General features: G+C 41.6%; 11 protein-coding genes. 6 read left to right on the top strand and 5 right to left on the bottom strand.

What is annotated here, in order from left to right:
- Positions 1-241 precede the first annotated feature (241 nt).
- Positions 242-1,852 (top strand): ABC-F family ATPase, encoded by a 1,611-nt coding sequence (locus Q4546_RS02120; protein WP_102519974.1) that lies wholly within the window; start codon positions 242-244, stop codon positions 1,850-1,852.
- A gap of 100 nt (positions 1,853-1,952) precedes the next feature.
- Here the strand turns inward: Q4546_RS02120 and Q4546_RS02115 are convergent, their stop codons facing one another.
- From Q4546_RS02115 to Q4546_RS02100, 4 genes are all read right to left on the bottom strand, one after another.
- Positions 1,953-3,893, bottom strand: coding sequence for a S9 family peptidase (locus Q4546_RS02115; protein WP_303445596.1), 1,941 nt, complete (start codon positions 3,891-3,893; stop codon positions 1,953-1,955).
- Between the two features lie 188 nt (positions 3,894-4,081).
- On the bottom strand, positions 4,082-4,228 hold the full coding sequence (locus Q4546_RS02110) for a hypothetical protein (protein ID WP_157936287.1): 147 nt from the start codon (positions 4,226-4,228) through the stop codon (positions 4,082-4,084).
- A 196-nt stretch (positions 4,229-4,424) separates the two neighbouring features.
- Entirely contained in the window at positions 4,425-6,608 is a 2,184-nt protein-coding gene (locus tag Q4546_RS02105; RefSeq protein ID WP_303445595.1) for an OsmC domain/YcaO domain-containing protein, read from the bottom strand.
- Between the two features lie 262 nt (positions 6,609-6,870).
- The gene (locus Q4546_RS02100; protein ID WP_102519970.1) at positions 6,871-8,037 is read right to left on the bottom strand and encodes a N(5)-(carboxyethyl)ornithine synthase; all 1,167 of its coding nucleotides are present in this window, start codon (positions 8,035-8,037) and stop codon (positions 6,871-6,873) included.
- A 670-nt stretch (positions 8,038-8,707) separates the two neighbouring features.
- Between Q4546_RS02100 and Q4546_RS02095 the strand changes: the two genes are divergently transcribed.
- Both Q4546_RS02095 and Q4546_RS02090 read left to right on the top strand, forming a co-directional pair.
- Complete coding sequence (locus Q4546_RS02095) at positions 8,708-9,103, top strand: hypothetical protein (RefSeq protein WP_102437087.1); 396 nt, start codon at positions 8,708-8,710, stop codon at positions 9,101-9,103.
- Between the two features lie 272 nt (positions 9,104-9,375).
- Positions 9,376-10,737, top strand: a complete 1,362-nt coding sequence (locus Q4546_RS02090) for a M17 family metallopeptidase (RefSeq protein WP_303410089.1) — start codon at positions 9,376-9,378, stop codon at positions 10,735-10,737.
- Positions 10,738-10,858: 121 nt separating this feature from the next.
- Here Q4546_RS02090 and Q4546_RS02085 read toward each other — a convergent pair whose 3' ends face one another.
- On the bottom strand, positions 10,859-11,386 hold the full coding sequence (locus tag Q4546_RS02085; protein ID WP_102437084.1) for an Lrp/AsnC family transcriptional regulator: 528 nt from the start codon (positions 11,384-11,386) through the stop codon (positions 10,859-10,861).
- A 229-nt stretch (positions 11,387-11,615) separates the two neighbouring features.
- On the opposite strand from Q4546_RS02085, the gene Q4546_RS02080 reads away from it, so the two are divergent.
- The 3 genes from Q4546_RS02080 to Q4546_RS02070 all read left to right on the top strand — a co-directional run bounded on the left by Q4546_RS02080 (position 11,616) and on the right by Q4546_RS02070 (position 16,474).
- The gene (locus Q4546_RS02080) at positions 11,616-13,769 is read left to right on the top strand and encodes a TonB-dependent receptor (RefSeq protein ID WP_102437082.1); all 2,154 of its coding nucleotides are present in this window, start codon (positions 11,616-11,618) and stop codon (positions 13,767-13,769) included.
- A gap of 64 nt (positions 13,770-13,833) precedes the next feature.
- Positions 13,834-15,222 carry a cytosine permease gene (locus tag Q4546_RS02075; RefSeq protein WP_102476437.1) on the top strand — a complete coding sequence of 463 codons (1,389 nt, stop codon included), beginning with the start codon at positions 13,834-13,836 and terminating at the stop codon, positions 15,220-15,222.
- Positions 15,223-15,334: 112 nt separating this feature from the next.
- Positions 15,335-16,474, top strand: coding sequence for a DUF917 domain-containing protein (locus Q4546_RS02070; RefSeq protein WP_303445594.1), 1,140 nt, complete (start codon positions 15,335-15,337; stop codon positions 16,472-16,474).
- The last annotated feature ends 393 nt before the right edge of the window (positions 16,475-16,867 follow it).

The following is a 16,867-nucleotide window of genomic DNA, read 5'->3' as shown; positions in this document are numbered from 1 at the left end:
AACATTCACTATTGAGCATTTGCCCGTTAAATTGCACTAAACAGGCCAAAAATATACTTTAACTGCATTGGCTGCTCGACATATGAGCAGTTATGTCTGTATAATCCGCGGCTGTTTTACCTACGTAAATGCTCTGCCTTTTTAAGGTCAGCGTTTATCTGCTTAGCTTGGCTGAACTCAAAGTACCTTTTTATTGTACATCGAGCTTTGTTTTGCATACTTAACCATTCAGGATATTCCTTTGATTTCTACCGCAAATATCACCATGCAGTTTGGCCCAGAGCCATTGTTTGAAAACATCTCAGCTAAATTTGGCCACGGAAACCGTTATGGTTTAATTGGTGCCAACGGTTGTGGTAAATCAACCTTCATGAAAATTCTAAGTGGTGAACTTGCACCGACTTCTGGCAACGTGTCTATTACTCCGGGCCAAAAAGTCGGTACCTTAAGTCAAGATCAGTTTGCTTTTGAACAGTACAGCGTAGTCGATGCTGTCATTCAGGGTGACCCAAAACTGTGGGAAGTTAAGCAAGAGCGTGAACGCATTTATTCTTTGCCTGAAATGACTGAAGAAGACGGAATGAGAGTCGGTGAACTTGAAAGTGAGTTTGCTGAAATGGACGGTTACAGTGCAGAAAGCCGCGCTGGTGAAATCTTACTTGAAGCCGGTATCGATGAAGAATATCACTTTGGTTTAATGAGCCAAGTCGCTCCCGGTAAAAAGCTACGTGTATTACTGGCACAGGCTTTATTCTCAAACCCTGATATCTTGCTGCTTGATGAACCGACCAACAACTTGGACATACATACCATTAGTTGGTTAGCAGATGAGTTAAACAAACGTAAATGCACCATGATCATCATCTCCCATGATAGACATTTCTTGAACACTGTCTGTACTCATATGGCTGATATCGATTACGGTGAACTGCGTATTTACCCTGGTAATTACGAATACTTCCTTGAAGCTGCAGGCTTAATCCAAGAGCAGTTATTAGCAGGTAACGCTAAGAAAGTGGCTGAAATGGCTGAACTTCAAGACTTTGTTAACCGTTTTGGTGCTAACGCATCTAAAGCGAAGCAAGCCAGTTCTCGTGCTAAAAAGCTTGATAAAATTTCGCTAGATGAAGTTAAATCATCTAGTCGCATGACGCCTTCATTACGTTTTGACGAAAGCAAAAAAATGCATCGTCAAGCGCTTATCATGGAAGACGTTGGCCATGGTTTTGAAGATAATACCTTATTCCAAGGCGGTAACATTATCCTTGAAGCAGGCGCAAAGCTTGCTGTTATTGGTGAAAACGGTGTCGGTAAAACTACCCTGCTACGCTGTTTAGTTAACGATCTGACCAATAACGAAGGTGTGGTTAAGTGGTCTGAAAATGCCGCTATCGGTTACTGCCCGCAAGACAGCAGCAAAGACTTTGATAATGATCTAAGTTTATTTGATTGGATGTCGCAATGGCGCACCCCAAGACATAACGATTTAATGGTCCGTGGTATGTTAGGCCGTCTTCTATTTACTGAAGATGATGCCAACAAGAAAGCCCGTAACTGTTCAGGTGGTGAAAAGAACCGTCTATTATTTGGTAAGTTAATGATGATGGATGTAAATGTACTCATCATGGACGAGCCAACCAACCACATGGACATGGAAGCCATTGAAGCGCTGAACAATGCCCTTAAAGAATTTGAAGGCACCTTGATTTTCGTTAGCCACGATAGAGAATTTGTATCATCGCTTGCAACTCACATCATTGATGTGAGAGACCAAAAGTTATTAAGCTTCCACGGTACCTTTAACGAGTACATGGCAAGCCAAGCTGAAGCAGCAGCGCTGATAAAAAAATAAGCCTTATTAACGAAGATTATTCGTAATATCGCAGTCATAAAAAAGCCATTTGAATATTCAAATGGCTTTTTTGTTTTTACGCTATGCCAACCTTTGGAACTTATAAATAGGTATTTAAAAATTCGAGGTATTTATTAGAAGCACTAATGCGGTTAGCTTTTTTACTAAAGCCATGGCCTTCATCATCAAACACAAGGTAATCAACATAAGTGCCGCCCGAGCGGATTGACTCGACCATTTCATCACTCTCAATTTTTAGTACTCGGGGATCATTTGCCCCTTGCACCACCAACACCGGGCTTTTCACTTGTTCACCAAAAAACACTGGTGAAATATTGTGTAAGCGCTCTTTATCTGTCGTTGGGTCCCCTAACTCGTCATAAAGACTTTTACGAAATGCTTCCCAGTAAGGCGGTATGCTTTCAAGGGTTCTCACCCAGTTAGTAACGCCAAAGATATTAATTCCGACCTTAAACTCATCAGTAAATGCCATCGCAGCCATTGTTAAGTAACCGCCATAACTGCCACCCATAACACCAATCTTATCGGCATCAACCCAATCTAAGGTTTGAAGGTATTTTTTGTTATACACCACATCTTGTAAATCATCTTCACCATGACGTTTATCATCTAAGTGAAAAAACGTTTTACCATATCCACTTGAACCACGATTGTTAATCTTAATGATGGCATAGCCGTTATTCACCAGATGTTGAACTGTTGCAGAGTACCCTTTGCGAGATTGCCCGCCAGGACCACCATGGATATAAATCAATGCGGGCACTTTTTTCATATTAGCTTGTTTAGGCTTATATAAAATCGCAGGAATCTCTAAACCATCAAAGCTTTTAAAACGCACCACTTCACCGGTAACAAGATTCTGTTCTTTTATGTTTGGATTACCAGAATTGGTTAATCGAAGTATCGAGTCTGTACCTAATTTGTGGGTATATAAGTTTGATGGTGAAGTATCTGAGTTAATGTAAAACACCATTGAACTTGAATCATCAGAGAAATTTACCCCGCGTAAATCACCACTGGGTAAGGTCGGTAATTGCAGTTCAGAATTAGTGGTTAAATCAGTAATAATCAACTGTGTTTGCGCATCGGCATTGATACCGGTAATTTGAAAACGACCATCTTTTGAAAAGTAGCTAAAACTGACATCCCAATCTGCCTTATAGCTTAAGGTGCTCTCACCTGTTGCTAAATCATATGCCCATGATTGATTGAACTCACCAAATTCATCGGTGGCATACAACAAGCGTTTATTGTCTTTAGAAAAAGTATCAACCGAATAAGACACATCACCACTATGTTCAGTGAGCAAGCGTGGTTTTGCCATTTTCAATCTAAGGTCGATTAAATAAAGATCTGAGTTACTGTTTGAATGGCTTTTACTCAGCGCGATAAAACGGCCATTTGGACTCACACTTTCTACACTAAAACCAGAGTCATTTTTAAACACTAATTGGCGACTGTAATCTTCAGTATTATATTGATAAACATCAAAATACTTAGCATCTCGTTCATTGGTTACCACAAAGAAAGATTGCTCATCTTCATGCCATGACATTACTGACGCTTTTAAGCCTTCGCCTGGGGTTAAATCCACGTCAGTGCCATCTAACTCTTGGACATAAAGATGATTAAGTTCATCACCACCTTTATCCGCGCTATATAAAAAACGTTCGTCTTTTGGAAACCACGACTCAACAAATACTGATTCTTTAGTTGAAAACGTCAGTTGTTTTGACGGGCTGCCATCAACAGGCACACGATAAGCATTGAAAATACCGCTTTTATCATTACTGACTAAAACAGCATTGCCTAAATGGTTAATTGAAGAGCCAAATACACTGGTGGTTTTATAAAACTCTTCAGCATTGTAAGTTTCAAATGCCACTGAATTACTGGCAACTAAATCAATTGGATCAGCTTGTGGTTTAACATCATTGGAGTTACTGGAATTCGAGCAACCACCTAGTGCAACCGCCATTATGGCTGTTGTGATAGCAGTTGTGATGAGGGTTTTAAGCATGAAAATATCCTTATTATGTCCGAGAACTTAAACGAGATAATTCAAAAAGTAGCGATGAATTATTGAGTACAGTATTCAACCTAGCAGGAGATGCTAATATTGGCTAGCCGTATGAGAATCAATAAAACAGAAGTTGAAGCGGAACGTTATAACATTTAAATAAAATAACGATTATGCGAATACATTAACTAGCAAGTTGAAATGAGATAGCCAAAGGTATTATTTGCATGCTCTGGAACGCCCAAACCCACTAAAGTAGACATCACAAAAATGACTAAGATGGTAATTGCTAACGCTGCGGTGATAATCATTAATAGCCTAAATAATGTCGCCATCTAAGTTCCTTTAACCATCCTTTTTGAGTGACCGATACATGCTTATATCAGTCACATTTCAGCCATAAAGTAACAGAAATAGGTTATCTATTGATAGATGCTATTGGTTTTATCGGTGTGGTAGACAATGCTAAAAACAAAAAAACCCATCATTTGATGGGCTTTAAAATAGGTTTATAACTTGTATTGAATACTCTTATTTAGCGGCATTCGCCCGTGCTTGATGCAGTTTTTTATAGCTTTCAATCAATCTTAAATGCGGCTCGATACCTTCAAGCTTCATGCTGGTTTGAGTCAAACCAAAGAACTTCACCTCACCAGTGACACTGCCAACAACGTTTTTCATATTGTCTTCACCAAACATACGGTTGAAGTTATTGATAAAGTGCTCAAGCGCTAAATCGTCATCCAAGGTGACTTCTAATACCGCATTAACCGCTTGATAGAACAAGCCGCGCTCAACTGTATTGTCGTTGTATTGTAAAAACTCACCAACATAATCCATCGCATCTTCAAGTCTGCCTATCGCAAGATAGATTAAGATTTTAAGCTCGATGATGGTTAACTGTCCCCAAGGGGTGTTTTCGTCAAACACGATACCAATTAAGGTTGGAATATCGGTTTGATTATCCAGTTGGCTTTCTTCTAAGCGCTCAACTAAATCAGTTAACTGCTCTTGGGTTAACACATGCAGGTTTAAAATCTCTTCACGGTAATCCAGCGCTTTATTGGTGTTGTCCCAAATAAGATCTTCAACTGGATACACTTCTGAGTAATCAGGCACCAAGATACGGCAAACCGCTGCGCCTAATTGGTCAAACTCAGCAATATAAGCTTCTTTGCCAATATCCGCTAAGATGCCAAATAAGCTTTCAGTTTCTTCTTCCGTAGTACCAGAGAAATCCCATTCGCAGAAATCATAATCATGATTGCTGCTAAAGAAACGCCACGAGATAACACCTGTAGAGTCAATAAAGTGCTCAACAAAGTTTTCAGGCTCTGTCACTGTCATGCTATTGAACGTCGGCTTTGGCACATCGTTCAAGCCTTCAAAGCTTCGACCTTGCAATAATTCTGTCAGGCTGCGCTCAAGCGCCACTTCAAGACTCGGATGGGCGCCAAATGAAGCAAATACGCCGCCAGTTTTAGGGTTCATCAAGGTGACACACATTACAGGGAATTGACCACCGAGTGAGGCATCTTTAACCACAACAGGGAAGCCTTGTTCTTCTAAACCTTTAATACCCGCTAATATGCTTGGGTACTTTTCAAGTACAGCCATTGGCACATCTGGCAGGACAATTTCTTGCTCGATGATTTGGCGTTTAACCGCGCGTTCAAAGATTTCAGATAAACACTGCACCTTGGCTTCAGCTAGGTTATTACCCGCGCTCATGCCGTTACTTAAAAATAAGTTCTCGATTAAGTTAGACGGGATATTAACCACTTCGCCATCTGAGTGACGAGTATAAGGAATGGTACAAATACCACGCTCAAAGTTACCTGAGTTGGTATCTATCAGATTTGAACCGGCTAACTCACCATCTGGATTATAAATCTCTAAACAGTAGTCATCTAAAATGCCGCTTGGCAGCGAGTCATCTTCTTCTAACTCAAACCATGTTTCATTGGGATAATGCACAAACTCGCTATTAGCTATCTCTTCGCCAAAGAACTGGTCGTTATAAAAGAAGTTACAGTTTAAACGTTCAATGAATTCACCTAATGCAGAGCACAGCGCACTCTCTTTCGTCGCGCCTTTACCATTAGTAAAACAGGCTGGTGATGCTGCATCACGAATATGCAGTGACCACACATTCGGCACGATATTGCGCCATGAAGAAATTTCAATCTTCATTCCAAGCTCTGCTAACATTGCAGTCATGTTGGTGATGGTTTCTTCAAGGGGTAAGTCTTTACCTATGATGTAGGTGCTGGTATCGCCTTCAGGTTGACCCATTAGCATGGCATTGGCGTCAGCGGCTAAATCATCAACGGTTTCGATTTTAAATTCAGGGCCGGTTTGCACCACTTTTTTAACCGTGCAGCGGTCGATAGAACGTAAAATACCGGTACGATCTTTTTCAGAAATATCATCTGGTAATTCAACTTGGATCTGAAAAATCTGGTTATAACGATCTTCAGGATCAACAATGTTGTTTTGTGATAGCTTGATATTTTCCGTAGGAATATCACGGGCTTTACAATACACCTTGATAAAGTAAGCCGCACACAGCGCTGACGACGCTAAGAAGTAATCAAACGGACTTGGCGCTGACCCATCACCTTTGTAGCGAATAGGCTGATCGGCAGTAACAGTAAAGTCGTCAAACTTGGCTTCAAGTCTTAAGTTGTCGAGAAAATTAACTTTGATTTCCATTGAATAGTTCCAGAGTCGTGCGCTGTAAATTGGCGGGTATATCTAATGAGGTGAATTATCGGTGTTTTTAGCGCAATAGTCTTGGGTTAATTGTCACTATTGCTTAATTAGCTGAAAAATTTCCCCTGCATTAAACAATAATCAAAGGCTTAGCATTGGCCATGCTTGCACATGACCAGCTAAGTTATTGCTGATTAAGTCGACATATAGATTTATTTATGACATCTGCCATAGTTAAATGACTATAGTTAAATGACCATAGTTAAACGGCGAGGCTTAATTCAATATCTTTAATCTTGTAAGGGTACTCTGCCTCACGGTGCTGAAACGATAAAATCGCCTCATTTAAAACAACGCCCTCTTCAATGTTTATCGCTTGGCGAATGGTTTCATTTTGCTGCCAAGCGCTCTGCCCTGCTAGCACTGCAGGTAAATACACAATCAGCGCTGCTGAAATCGACCGAGTAGCACTTTCCCAAAGGTAAGTCGGGGTATGATCCACCGCATAATAATCCACCGTTTTATAGTTAAACATTGGCTGTTTAAATGTGGTCGGCTTAGCAAAAAAGAAGCCCATTTTTTCATCGCAACTGACATCAATGATCAAACTATGGGGTTTTAGGCACTCTGCTTCAGATTCGATCACGAAATTAGTTGGCTTGGCAGTGTTTTGAAAAGTGCCGTTAACGATAATATCGGCTTCACTGATGAGCTCTGTTAATGGCCTGCTACTGCCATCATGCTCAACCACCATCATTCGGGCTTCGCCCGTCTCGCCTGCGCGAATACGGACATAGTTACAATCTAATACTTCTTCACGCACTTGCTCTTCAGGTCGCTGAATACAAATGGTAATGTCTTTAAAACCATGGGCTTTAAGGGCGTAAATCGCGCCGCGACTCACGGCGCCAAAGCCAAAAATAATCGTCTTACGTTGATCGCCATAGTGGCCATCAATGCCTTTAAGTTGTAATGAGTGTAGCACCGCACAATAACCAGCCATTTCATTATTTTTATAAAAAGTATGACGACCCATTTGCCCCGTTGCCGACCAAATAAACATATCTTCAAAAGCAATTAGGGTTTGTTTGCGATCTAGCGCTGCTTGAGTAATATCTTGCTGCTGCACACAATGTACATAACCCCATAAAGTGCCGCCTTCACGCAGCTCTTGTAAATCTTCTAACACCGGCTTGGCAATAATTACCGTACCAATATTTGCCAGTAACTCATGACGCGTGGCAATACCGCCAGTTAATGCAGCAATTTCAGCATCTGAGATCCCAAAGGGTTCGCCATAACCTTGCTCAAATATGAGTTGCTTTCGAAGCGCTTGCGGAATGCGCAGTAAATGTCCTGGGTGAATGGGAAAGCGTTTTTCGTCTACTTTTCTTGAAGTCCCTATGACTCCTACTTTTAACGTGTTCATGTCATCGTTCCTTGTTATATCAATGGATCTATGTGACTGCATACACGAATGTTTATTTTCGCCAATGGCCAGTTGCTCTAATGATTAGAGGTGGGATCTGCTCTGGTTAATGCGACAGTCGTAAACAACGCGGCCTAATTAACATAGAGTTTTATAAATGGAAGAACTTTACGGTGACCGAGCTTAAAAAAGCGTCGCAGACGATAAAGTGTCAATATTTGAAGGGGAAATTTATTGCATACTCATTTATCCACTACGAAGGTTTTAGCTACAGAATTATGGGAAGTTCATATAACTAGCAGTGTGAGCACTTAATGAATTAATCATTGCTAACGCTTTTGAAAACTCATATAGCACAAGATGAGGTTGTCTATTTACCGAAGAAGATAAAAAAGATAAGCGCCTTACTTTAGCATAAATTAGCCCGCTAAAGTTAAAATGCGCAGCTTTAGTCCTGTTAAAACCGCGGCTGCTAAATATAAGCTCGCATTTAAACAAGATAAGTCAAGCCAGCTAAATTGGCCTACTTTTGCATAATCTTTAAAAAAGTCAGTTTATATTATTAGATTATGCTTAAAAACAACTACACTGATCTCATCGAGATCAGCTAAATGTAACTATTCACTTTAATAAATAGGTTAACTACAGCCACTATGCGACAATTGCGCCCATGAGTATCTACCAGCTATTACACAAGGCCCCTATTCGCGTTATCCGTATTGGAAGACGGCGCATTTGGCTACGTGTAAAACTGGATATGTTGGTGGTAAAACAGGCCTTAGCCCAAGAAAAGCAAGAAACCAAAGCCATGCTGGTGACTTATAAACGCTATACCTGCAAGCAAGCCAACAAGGATGAATTAGCCGAAGCCAATAAACAATTTGCCGACTTACTCAAAGGTTTGGGCTTAGGGGTTTTCGCAGTGTTACCTTTTGCCCCTATTACTATTCCTTTGGTATTAAAACTCGGCAAAATGGTAGGCGTTGACGTGCTGCCAAGCTCATTCAATAATATGTCCGAACGCAAAGCCAATGCTCGAAAAAACGCCATTAACAAAACCAGTTAACCCAAATAGCCACAGCCTAACTGATAAGTGACAATAGCCAGTAGCTAAACTAATAAGCAACTACCACGGTTATTTTTTAGCAATCCTAATAACTTTGCCAAAAAGTAGTCGTAACCTCAGCTCATAACCGCCTATTTCAGTCGCGCCATTCCACTATAGTCATCTATTGCAGCAAACAAGCACACTAAAACCATCTCTATGCTTTCTAGAATCAAATCAGCCTGATACTCTTAGGGATATCCTTAAACTCATCGCAATCAACGAGTCCTACTATGAGCAATATCATTATTTCAGGTGTTTCAGGCATTCCCCTGTCTATTTTCAATAGCGAAACATTTGCACAGTGGCGCGATAAGCAGTCTAAAAATGTTACTAACTGGCTCACCACCACCCAGTTTTCAGGTAAAGGCATGAGCTTAATTCCTAATACCGAAGGTGAGTTAGCTGAAGTTATTTTTGTGAGTAACCAAGATGACTCTTATTGGCTGTGTGGTGATCTGGTTAATCAACTGCCCGCAGGTCAATACCAATTAAACGCGGATGACAAGCAGATAAAAACCGCCGCATTTAGTTGGGGTTTAGGGGCGTATCAGTTCGATCGCTACAAAAAAAGCGACAAGCAAATTCCACAGCTTATTGTGCCGACTAGTGCGCAAGCTGATGAAGCTAATAAGTTCATCCGCTCAGTGTCATTAGTCCGTGACTTGGTTAACACACCCGCCGCCGATATGATGCCGCAACACTTAGCTGAGACCATGAGCACCATGGCGACAGAATTTGGCGCTAAGCTCAACCAAATTGTCGGTGATGAACTACTTGAGCAAAACTACCCGACCATTCATATGGTTGGCCGCGCCAGCGCAAATGTTCCGCGCTTAATCGACTTAACTTGGGGTGATGAATCGGCTCCTAAAGTGACCCTAGTAGGTAAAGGTGTGTGTTTTGACTCTGGTGGCCTTGATTTAAAACCCGGCGCCGGCATGCGCTTTATGAAAAAAGACATGGGCGGCGCAGCGCATGTTATTGGTTTAGCGCAATTGATTATGGCGAGCAACTTACCTATTCGTCTGCGGGTATTGGTTCCTGCGGTTGAAAATGCCGTTTCAGCCAATGCCTTTAGGCCCGGTGATGTGATTACTACCCGCAAAGGGCTGACCGTTGAAATTGATAATACTGACGCCGAAGGCCGCTTAGTATTGTGTGATGCCCTTGCTGAAGCCAATAACGACAAACCTGAGCTAATGATTGATTTTGCCACCTTAACAGGGGCTATGCGAGTTGCTTTAGGCACCGAGCTGCCGGGGTTCTTTAGTAACGATGACCAAGTGGCCGCCGATATTACCGCATCGGGTTTATCTGTAGACGACCCAGTTTGGCGCATGCCACTGCATAAACCTTATTATGACTTAACCTGTAGTGATATTGCTGACTTAGCCAACTGCGGCAAAACTCCATTTGGCGGCGCAATTACCGCAGCACTTTATCTTGAGGCCTTTGTTGATAAAGATATTAGCTGGAGTCACTTCGATGTGATGGCATGGAATAACCGTAAATTACCGGGTCGTCCTGTGGGTGGTGAAGCTTTTGGTATTCGTGCGGTATTTGATTACCTGCAAAATCGATTTGATAAGTAAACTAAGCCCAAAACCTCATTAGCGAAAAGGCCTGTCGATACAGGCCTTTTCTTTATTAAAACCATGATACTTTTATCACTGTTTTATATAGCAAACAAAAAACACTGCATAGCTATTAAGCTTACTCAGCGCCACGGTCTACATCTTGACCATTATCATCTAACCACTTCAAACTTGATAACGGATAGCCTAAAAACCACTTACTGCGTTCAAGTACGATACGGGTCTTAATATTTTTGATACTTAGCTCTGATCTGTCTGAAAGCTCGGTACAGATCTCATTGAGTTTTTTGATATTGGGAAAGCAACTTAACGACATATAATCCACATCACCAGCAAGCTGCATGCAATCCATAAATTCTGGAATATCTTGAATAGCACTAACAAAGCGTCGCCGCGACGGTGCTGTGTTATCGGTTAAGGTAAACTCCACATAGGCCATCACGTGCTCACAAATCTGCTCTAAATTCACATCCGCATGAAAGGTTCTGAAATAGCCGGCTTCTTTTAACGATTTAACTCGCTGAAAACAAGCACTAGGTGAAAGGTTTACTTTTTCAGCTAATTCAATATTGGTCAAATCCCCCTCAAGATGTAGGGTCGCCAATATTTTTTTGTTGTAACTATCAATCTTTACTTTCTTTTTCATTTTCAGAAACCTAGTGTTATTTTATCTATGGTTTTCGCTACCTATAGTGGATTATCCATGATTAATTTGCAAAATGTCCCGTGTTTCCTCTCAAAGCGACAAATTTTTACTGCATTTTTGCTGCATTACAAAATATTATTTTCCACCAAAGTCCCACAATGGTTATAACGGATCACACAAATGCATAATAACTACATATTTATGCAAGGAAGCCTATGAGGGCCAAAATATGAGTCATACTAATCGTCGTTTTTTCGCAAAATCAATATTAGCCACTGCGGTGGGTTTATCGCTTGTTAGTTCAGCCCACGCTGAGAACAATGAGCCACAAACTGTTGAAGCCACTAGCGGAATAGAGCGCATCGAGATTAGTGCTCGTGGCCGTGTAGAAACCTTACAGAATGTACCAGACTCGGTAACCGCGTTTAGTGCTGATATGATCCAAAACCAGCGTATTGAAAATTTCAGAGATGTTGCCGATCTCACGCCTAATTTAAGCCAGTTGGACAACTTCAGACCAGGCCTTGCCCGTATCACTATCCGCGGCTTAATTACCCCGCAAGTGGGCGATGCGCCGCTGGCTTTTGTGGTTGATGGGGTCACCGCACCCGATTTAGAATTTATTAACCAAGATTTAGTCGACATTGAGCGTATTGAAGTCATGCGCGGTGCACAGGGTGCACTTTACGGTAAAGGCGCCATTGGCGGCGCAGTGATTGTCACCACCAAAAAACCAACCGAAGAGTTAGAAGGCACCATTAAAGGCTCATACGGTAACGGCAATACCTATAATTTAAATGGCGTGGTATCGGGCGCGCTTAATGATGACAGCAGCGCATTTTTCCGTGTTGGCGGTTATACCAAAAACTCTGATGGCTTAATTGATAATGTGTTTTTAGATGAGCCAGCAGATTACTTTTCAGAAGACTCAGTGTTTGCCCAGCTTGAATTTGATCTCACTGACGACACCAGTTTAAACCTGCGCGGCCGTTACACCACCAGCGATGCCGGCTTTGCTTATTATCAAGGCGTCACTGAAGACAGCGCGGAAGACTTTGATATTGGCACCTCGCAAAACATCCGTAATAACGACCAACGTGATGTATATGAAGTCAGCGCCAAACTTACCCAGCATTATGACTTAGGTACCTTTGACTTTATCACTGCTTACAGTAGCTCTGAAAACAAACACTTTTACGATGGCGATTACTCCGCCGACCCGACCTTTATTGATGAAGATGATTTTTTCCGTGCCCCTTTTGGCACTGAAGGCTTATTTGATGTGAAATCACTGACGGTTGAATCACGCTTTACTTCTCAAAGTGATCAGGATTTAAGATGGGCAGTGTCAGCTTTCTATCAAGACAAGAAACGTGACAACACCATTAACTTCTTTGACGACTTCTTAGGCGATGTGCCGCTAGACAGAGACGATTTTACCGATGAGATGATGTATCTAACCATCGCCGATAAAAACAGCAGCAAAGCCTGGGCATTATCAGGTCAAATTAACTACGACATTACTGACAAGTTAGAATTAACGGCAGCGCTACGTTTTGATAGCGACAAACGTGAGTCTTACGACCCTAACTTCCCTGTTGATACGTTTGCAGAGGATACCTTTAGCCAATGGCAACCTAAGGTGACTTTAGCTTATCAAATGAATGAGGAGTTGCTGCTTTATACTGGCTACTCAAAAGGTTTTAGAAGTGGAGGCTTTAACGAGCCCGCAGAAGGTATAAACCGTGTTTACAATCAGGAAGTGTCTGACAGCTACGAAGCGGGTTTTAAAACCACCCTATTCTCAAATAAACTGACCTTAAACGGTGCGTTATTTGTCATCTCCCAATCTGATGCACAAATTACCCAATTTAATGTCGACAGCTTTACCCTTGAAAACCTCGCCATTGATGACGTGCTCACTAAAGGCGCTGAAATCGAATTAGGCTGGGCTGCGACAGAAAACCTCAATGTACGTTTTAATGCAGGTTATATTGACTCAGAAATAAAAGAGTTTACAGATAGACCTGAGCTTGAAGGTGAATCACAAGTATGGGTGCCAGAATATACTTATAGTTTATCTGCAGATCATTATTTCCCTATTAGCTCAAACTGGTCACTGGTATCTCGAGCTGATATTCAGGTGCAAGGGCCACAATATTTTGATATTGAAATCCCACATGTTACTTCGTCAACCTTCACCTCAATTAATGCTGGGGTCGGTTTGAAGTCTGACGATTGGACAGTGCAGCTATATGTCAATAACTTAACTGACGAGCGCACCATTGAAGATATCTTCTTTTATGGTGATGGCGTAACCGATTTAGCCCGCATGCCTAATAAACCGAGAACATATGGTATCGAAGCGATTTATAATTTCTAAGGCAAGACATCGTCACTCCCATACAGGCCTCTAGATTAGGGGCCTATTTTTACAAGTAGAACTTATGCCTAACCGTCTGACACCTAGCGCTGAATACTGCGCAAGAAACAACCAAGAACACAGCCCTAAGCCAAGCTCTGAATATAGCTCTGAATATAGCTCTAAAAATAGTGCAAACAATGATCTATTTGATGATTATGCCACTCGCCCCGTGCCGCAAGATAAAACCGTCGGCGGCGTGCGCATTGGCATGATAAACGGTGGATTGGCATTTGCCGTGCCGGGTCTAATCACCGGGCTTGAGCTTGGCGGCGCGTTAGGCCTTAGCCAAAGTATTTACGCCTTTATTATTGGCGGCATTATTTTGTCAGTACTTGGCACTGTCACTGGCTTAGTTGGCATGCACAACCGCCTAACCTCATGCATGACCATGAAATTTGTCTTTGGCCGCAAAGGAGCAAACCTGCTCAGCCTTGCGTTTGTATTATCTTTACTGGGTTGGTATGGGGTTAACATCAATCTGTTTAGCGAAGTCTCTCAAGCCCTGTTTCAACAGTTATTTACTGTGACAGTGCCATTGTGGCTATTAGAAGTATCAGCCGGAATGTTAATTACCCTCACCACTATTTGGGGCTTTAAGCTGATTGAAAAGCTGTCCAGTTTATTCGTGCCGATTCTATTTATGTTAGTGGCTTATATGCTCTATAAAAGTGTCGGTTATGTCATCGCCCCAGATGCAGTTACTCAGTTTAACAGCATTGAACTCACCTTTGGTGAAGCGGTATCAGCCGTTGTCGGCAGTTTTATTGTCAGCGTGGTATTAATGCCTGACTTTAGCCGGTTTGCAAAAACCACCAATGACACCATTATCGCTTCATTTCTGCCATTTTTAGTACTCAACAGCTTCGTTTATATCGCTGCAGCCATGGCAGGTATTGCGGTGCAACAAAGTGATATTCTGGCTGTCATGCTCACATTAGGCATTGGCACTTTAGCGTTTATCTTGCTCATCATGTCGAGCTGGGTCACCAACGTGGTCAATTTATACAGCGCCGCGCTGGGTTTTAACGCCATAAATATTAGCTGGAAAGAATGGAAAATCATCGTGGTTTCAGGCGTATTAGGCACGATTATCGCTTCATTTAATTTACTGGCTAATTTTACTGACTTCTTATTTAGCCTATCGATTATCTTCACCCCTGTTGCGGCGATTTATGTGGTGGATTTTTTCATCGTACGTAATAAACAATCTTACCTGTTAAGTGAATTAAGCCAAGTTGCGGCGGTTAATTACCTTGCCGTTATCGCCTGGGCTGTGGGAATTGCAACCTCAATGCTGACCAATCATGGCCTAATCACCATCACAGGTATTGAAGTATGCGACGCCATTTTAGTCACCGCGCCAACCTACTATTTATTGATGCAAGCTTTTGCAAAAAAATCCATTGCTTAAGCCAGTAAATACATAGGAATGTTTTTGCTTCGCGGCACAAATGGAACACAAATTTTGCAGCGTTGGCATAAGATCAACACCATAAAAAGTTTAAGTTTAAGAGCTATTATTTATGAAAACACTAACAAGAGTTGACCTATCAGATATCTTGCACGGCTGCGCTATATTAGGCACAGGCGGTGGCGGTGAGCTAGATGAAGGCTTTTACTATATTGATAAAGCACTGGATGAAGGTAAGACATTTAAGCTTGTTAGTGTTGATGATGTGCCCCAGGGCAAAAAGATTTGCACCCCCTATATGCTAGGGGCATTATCACCAATGACACCTGAAGAAGAACAGCAATATACCCGCTTACCTAAAAGCAGCAGCTCATCGATTATGACCGCATTTAGACGGTTAGAAAAATACACTGGCGATGAGTTTTATGGCACCATTTGCTGTGAATTAGGCGGCTCAAATACCGCTATTTCGTTTTACGTGGCCGCCATGGCTAATGGCTATATTATTGACGCCGATGTGGCAGGTCGTGCGGTACCTGAAATAACCCATTCAACCTACTATTTCAATAACATCCCTGCTGCGCCCATTGTCACCGCCAACGAGTTTGGCGAATGCTTTATTTGTGAAAATGTTATTGATGATTTACGCGCCGAAAACGTGGTAAGAGCCTTATCGATGATAAGCCGTAACGACATTGCTGCTATCGATCATGCGATGCCCATAGAGCAGGTTAAAGATGCGGTGATTAAAGGCACCATATCTAAGTCACTTGAAATAGGTAAAGCCTACCGGTTAGCCAAAGAAAACAACCAAGACATCGCCGATGCCATTGCCAGCCATGGTGGTGGCTATGTGGCCTTTAGAGGTTCGATTGCCAAATATCAATTTAAAACCCAAGACGGTTTTACCCTTGGGGACATATTTATTGATGGCACAGGCCAACATCTCAATGACCGTTACCATATTGAAGTAAAAAATGAGAATTTAGTCAGTCGCTTAAATGGCGTTGTTGATGTCACTATTCCTGATTTAATTTGCTGCCTAGACATGGATAGCAATAGCCCTATCACTAACCCCAATGTCAGTTATGGCGTCAATGTTGCCGTTATAGTACTGCCAGCACCAAAAGAGTTTGTCACCGAAAAAGGCTTACAGGCTTTTGGTCCCGCTTACGTAGGCATAGATGCGCCCTACCAAGCTGCGGTAGAGCGTCATTTTTTGCAAGCGACTCATTTTGAAAACCATGACTAAATGCTTAAACAGGTTAAATTAATTTCTAGCTAAATTAAGTACTTAAATGCTCATAAATAAAAACTAAATAGAAAATATGCGAAATGAACCTATTCATTTAACCATCATTAGGTTCATTTAATAGAGCAATAACCACAATTACTGCCACTGTTACCAAGCAATAATGCCACTGACAAATTGATCTTCCACTTTCTGCTACTTTGCCTGCTAGTTAAAGGTGATTTAGATGTTTTTCTGTCTATTGAGCTGTACAAAAACGTTCACTGATTGATAAGCATTTCCTCCATTGGATTAAGCTTTTAATACCCCATATAATTTCAAAAATAGGATTTTTATCTCACTTTAAGTTCTAAAAAGTATCGCTACTGATATTACCGCTATCTCGAGATACCT

The organism is Shewanella sp. 4_MG-2023, from assembly GCF_030548015.1.
GTDB lineage: Bacteria > Pseudomonadota > Gammaproteobacteria > Enterobacterales > Shewanellaceae > Shewanella.
This window is presented reverse-complemented; position numbering and strand designations above follow the sequence as displayed.

Bases quoted from the DNA above. Each gene is read 5' to 3' on its own strand.
- Q4546_RS02115 (WP_303445596.1), bottom strand. From the start codon at position 3,893: ATGCTTAAAACCCTCATCACAACTGCTATCACAACAGCCATAATGGCG.
- Q4546_RS02110 (WP_157936287.1), bottom strand. From the start codon at position 4,228: ATGGCGACATTATTTAGGCTATTAATGATTATCACCGCAGCGTTAGCA.
- Q4546_RS02105 (WP_303445595.1), bottom strand. From the start codon at position 6,608: ATGGAAATCAAAGTTAATTTTCTCGACAACTTAAGACTTGAAGCCAAG.
- Q4546_RS02100 (WP_102519970.1), bottom strand. From the start codon at position 8,037: ATGAACACGTTAAAAGTAGGAGTCATAGGGACTTCAAGAAAAGTAGAC.
- Q4546_RS02095 (WP_102437087.1), top strand. From the start codon at position 8,708: ATGAGTATCTACCAGCTATTACACAAGGCCCCTATTCGCGTTATCCGT.
- Q4546_RS02090 (WP_303410089.1), top strand. From the start codon at position 9,376: ATGAGCAATATCATTATTTCAGGTGTTTCAGGCATTCCCCTGTCTATT.
- Q4546_RS02085 (WP_102437084.1), bottom strand. From the start codon at position 11,386: ATGAAAAAGAAAGTAAAGATTGATAGTTACAACAAAAAAATATTGGCG.
- Q4546_RS02080 (WP_102437082.1), top strand. From the start codon at position 11,616: ATGAGTCATACTAATCGTCGTTTTTTCGCAAAATCAATATTAGCCACT.
- Q4546_RS02075 (WP_102476437.1), top strand. From the start codon at position 13,834: ATGCCTAACCGTCTGACACCTAGCGCTGAATACTGCGCAAGAAACAAC.
- Q4546_RS02070 (WP_303445594.1), top strand. From the start codon at position 15,335: ATGAAAACACTAACAAGAGTTGACCTATCAGATATCTTGCACGGCTGC.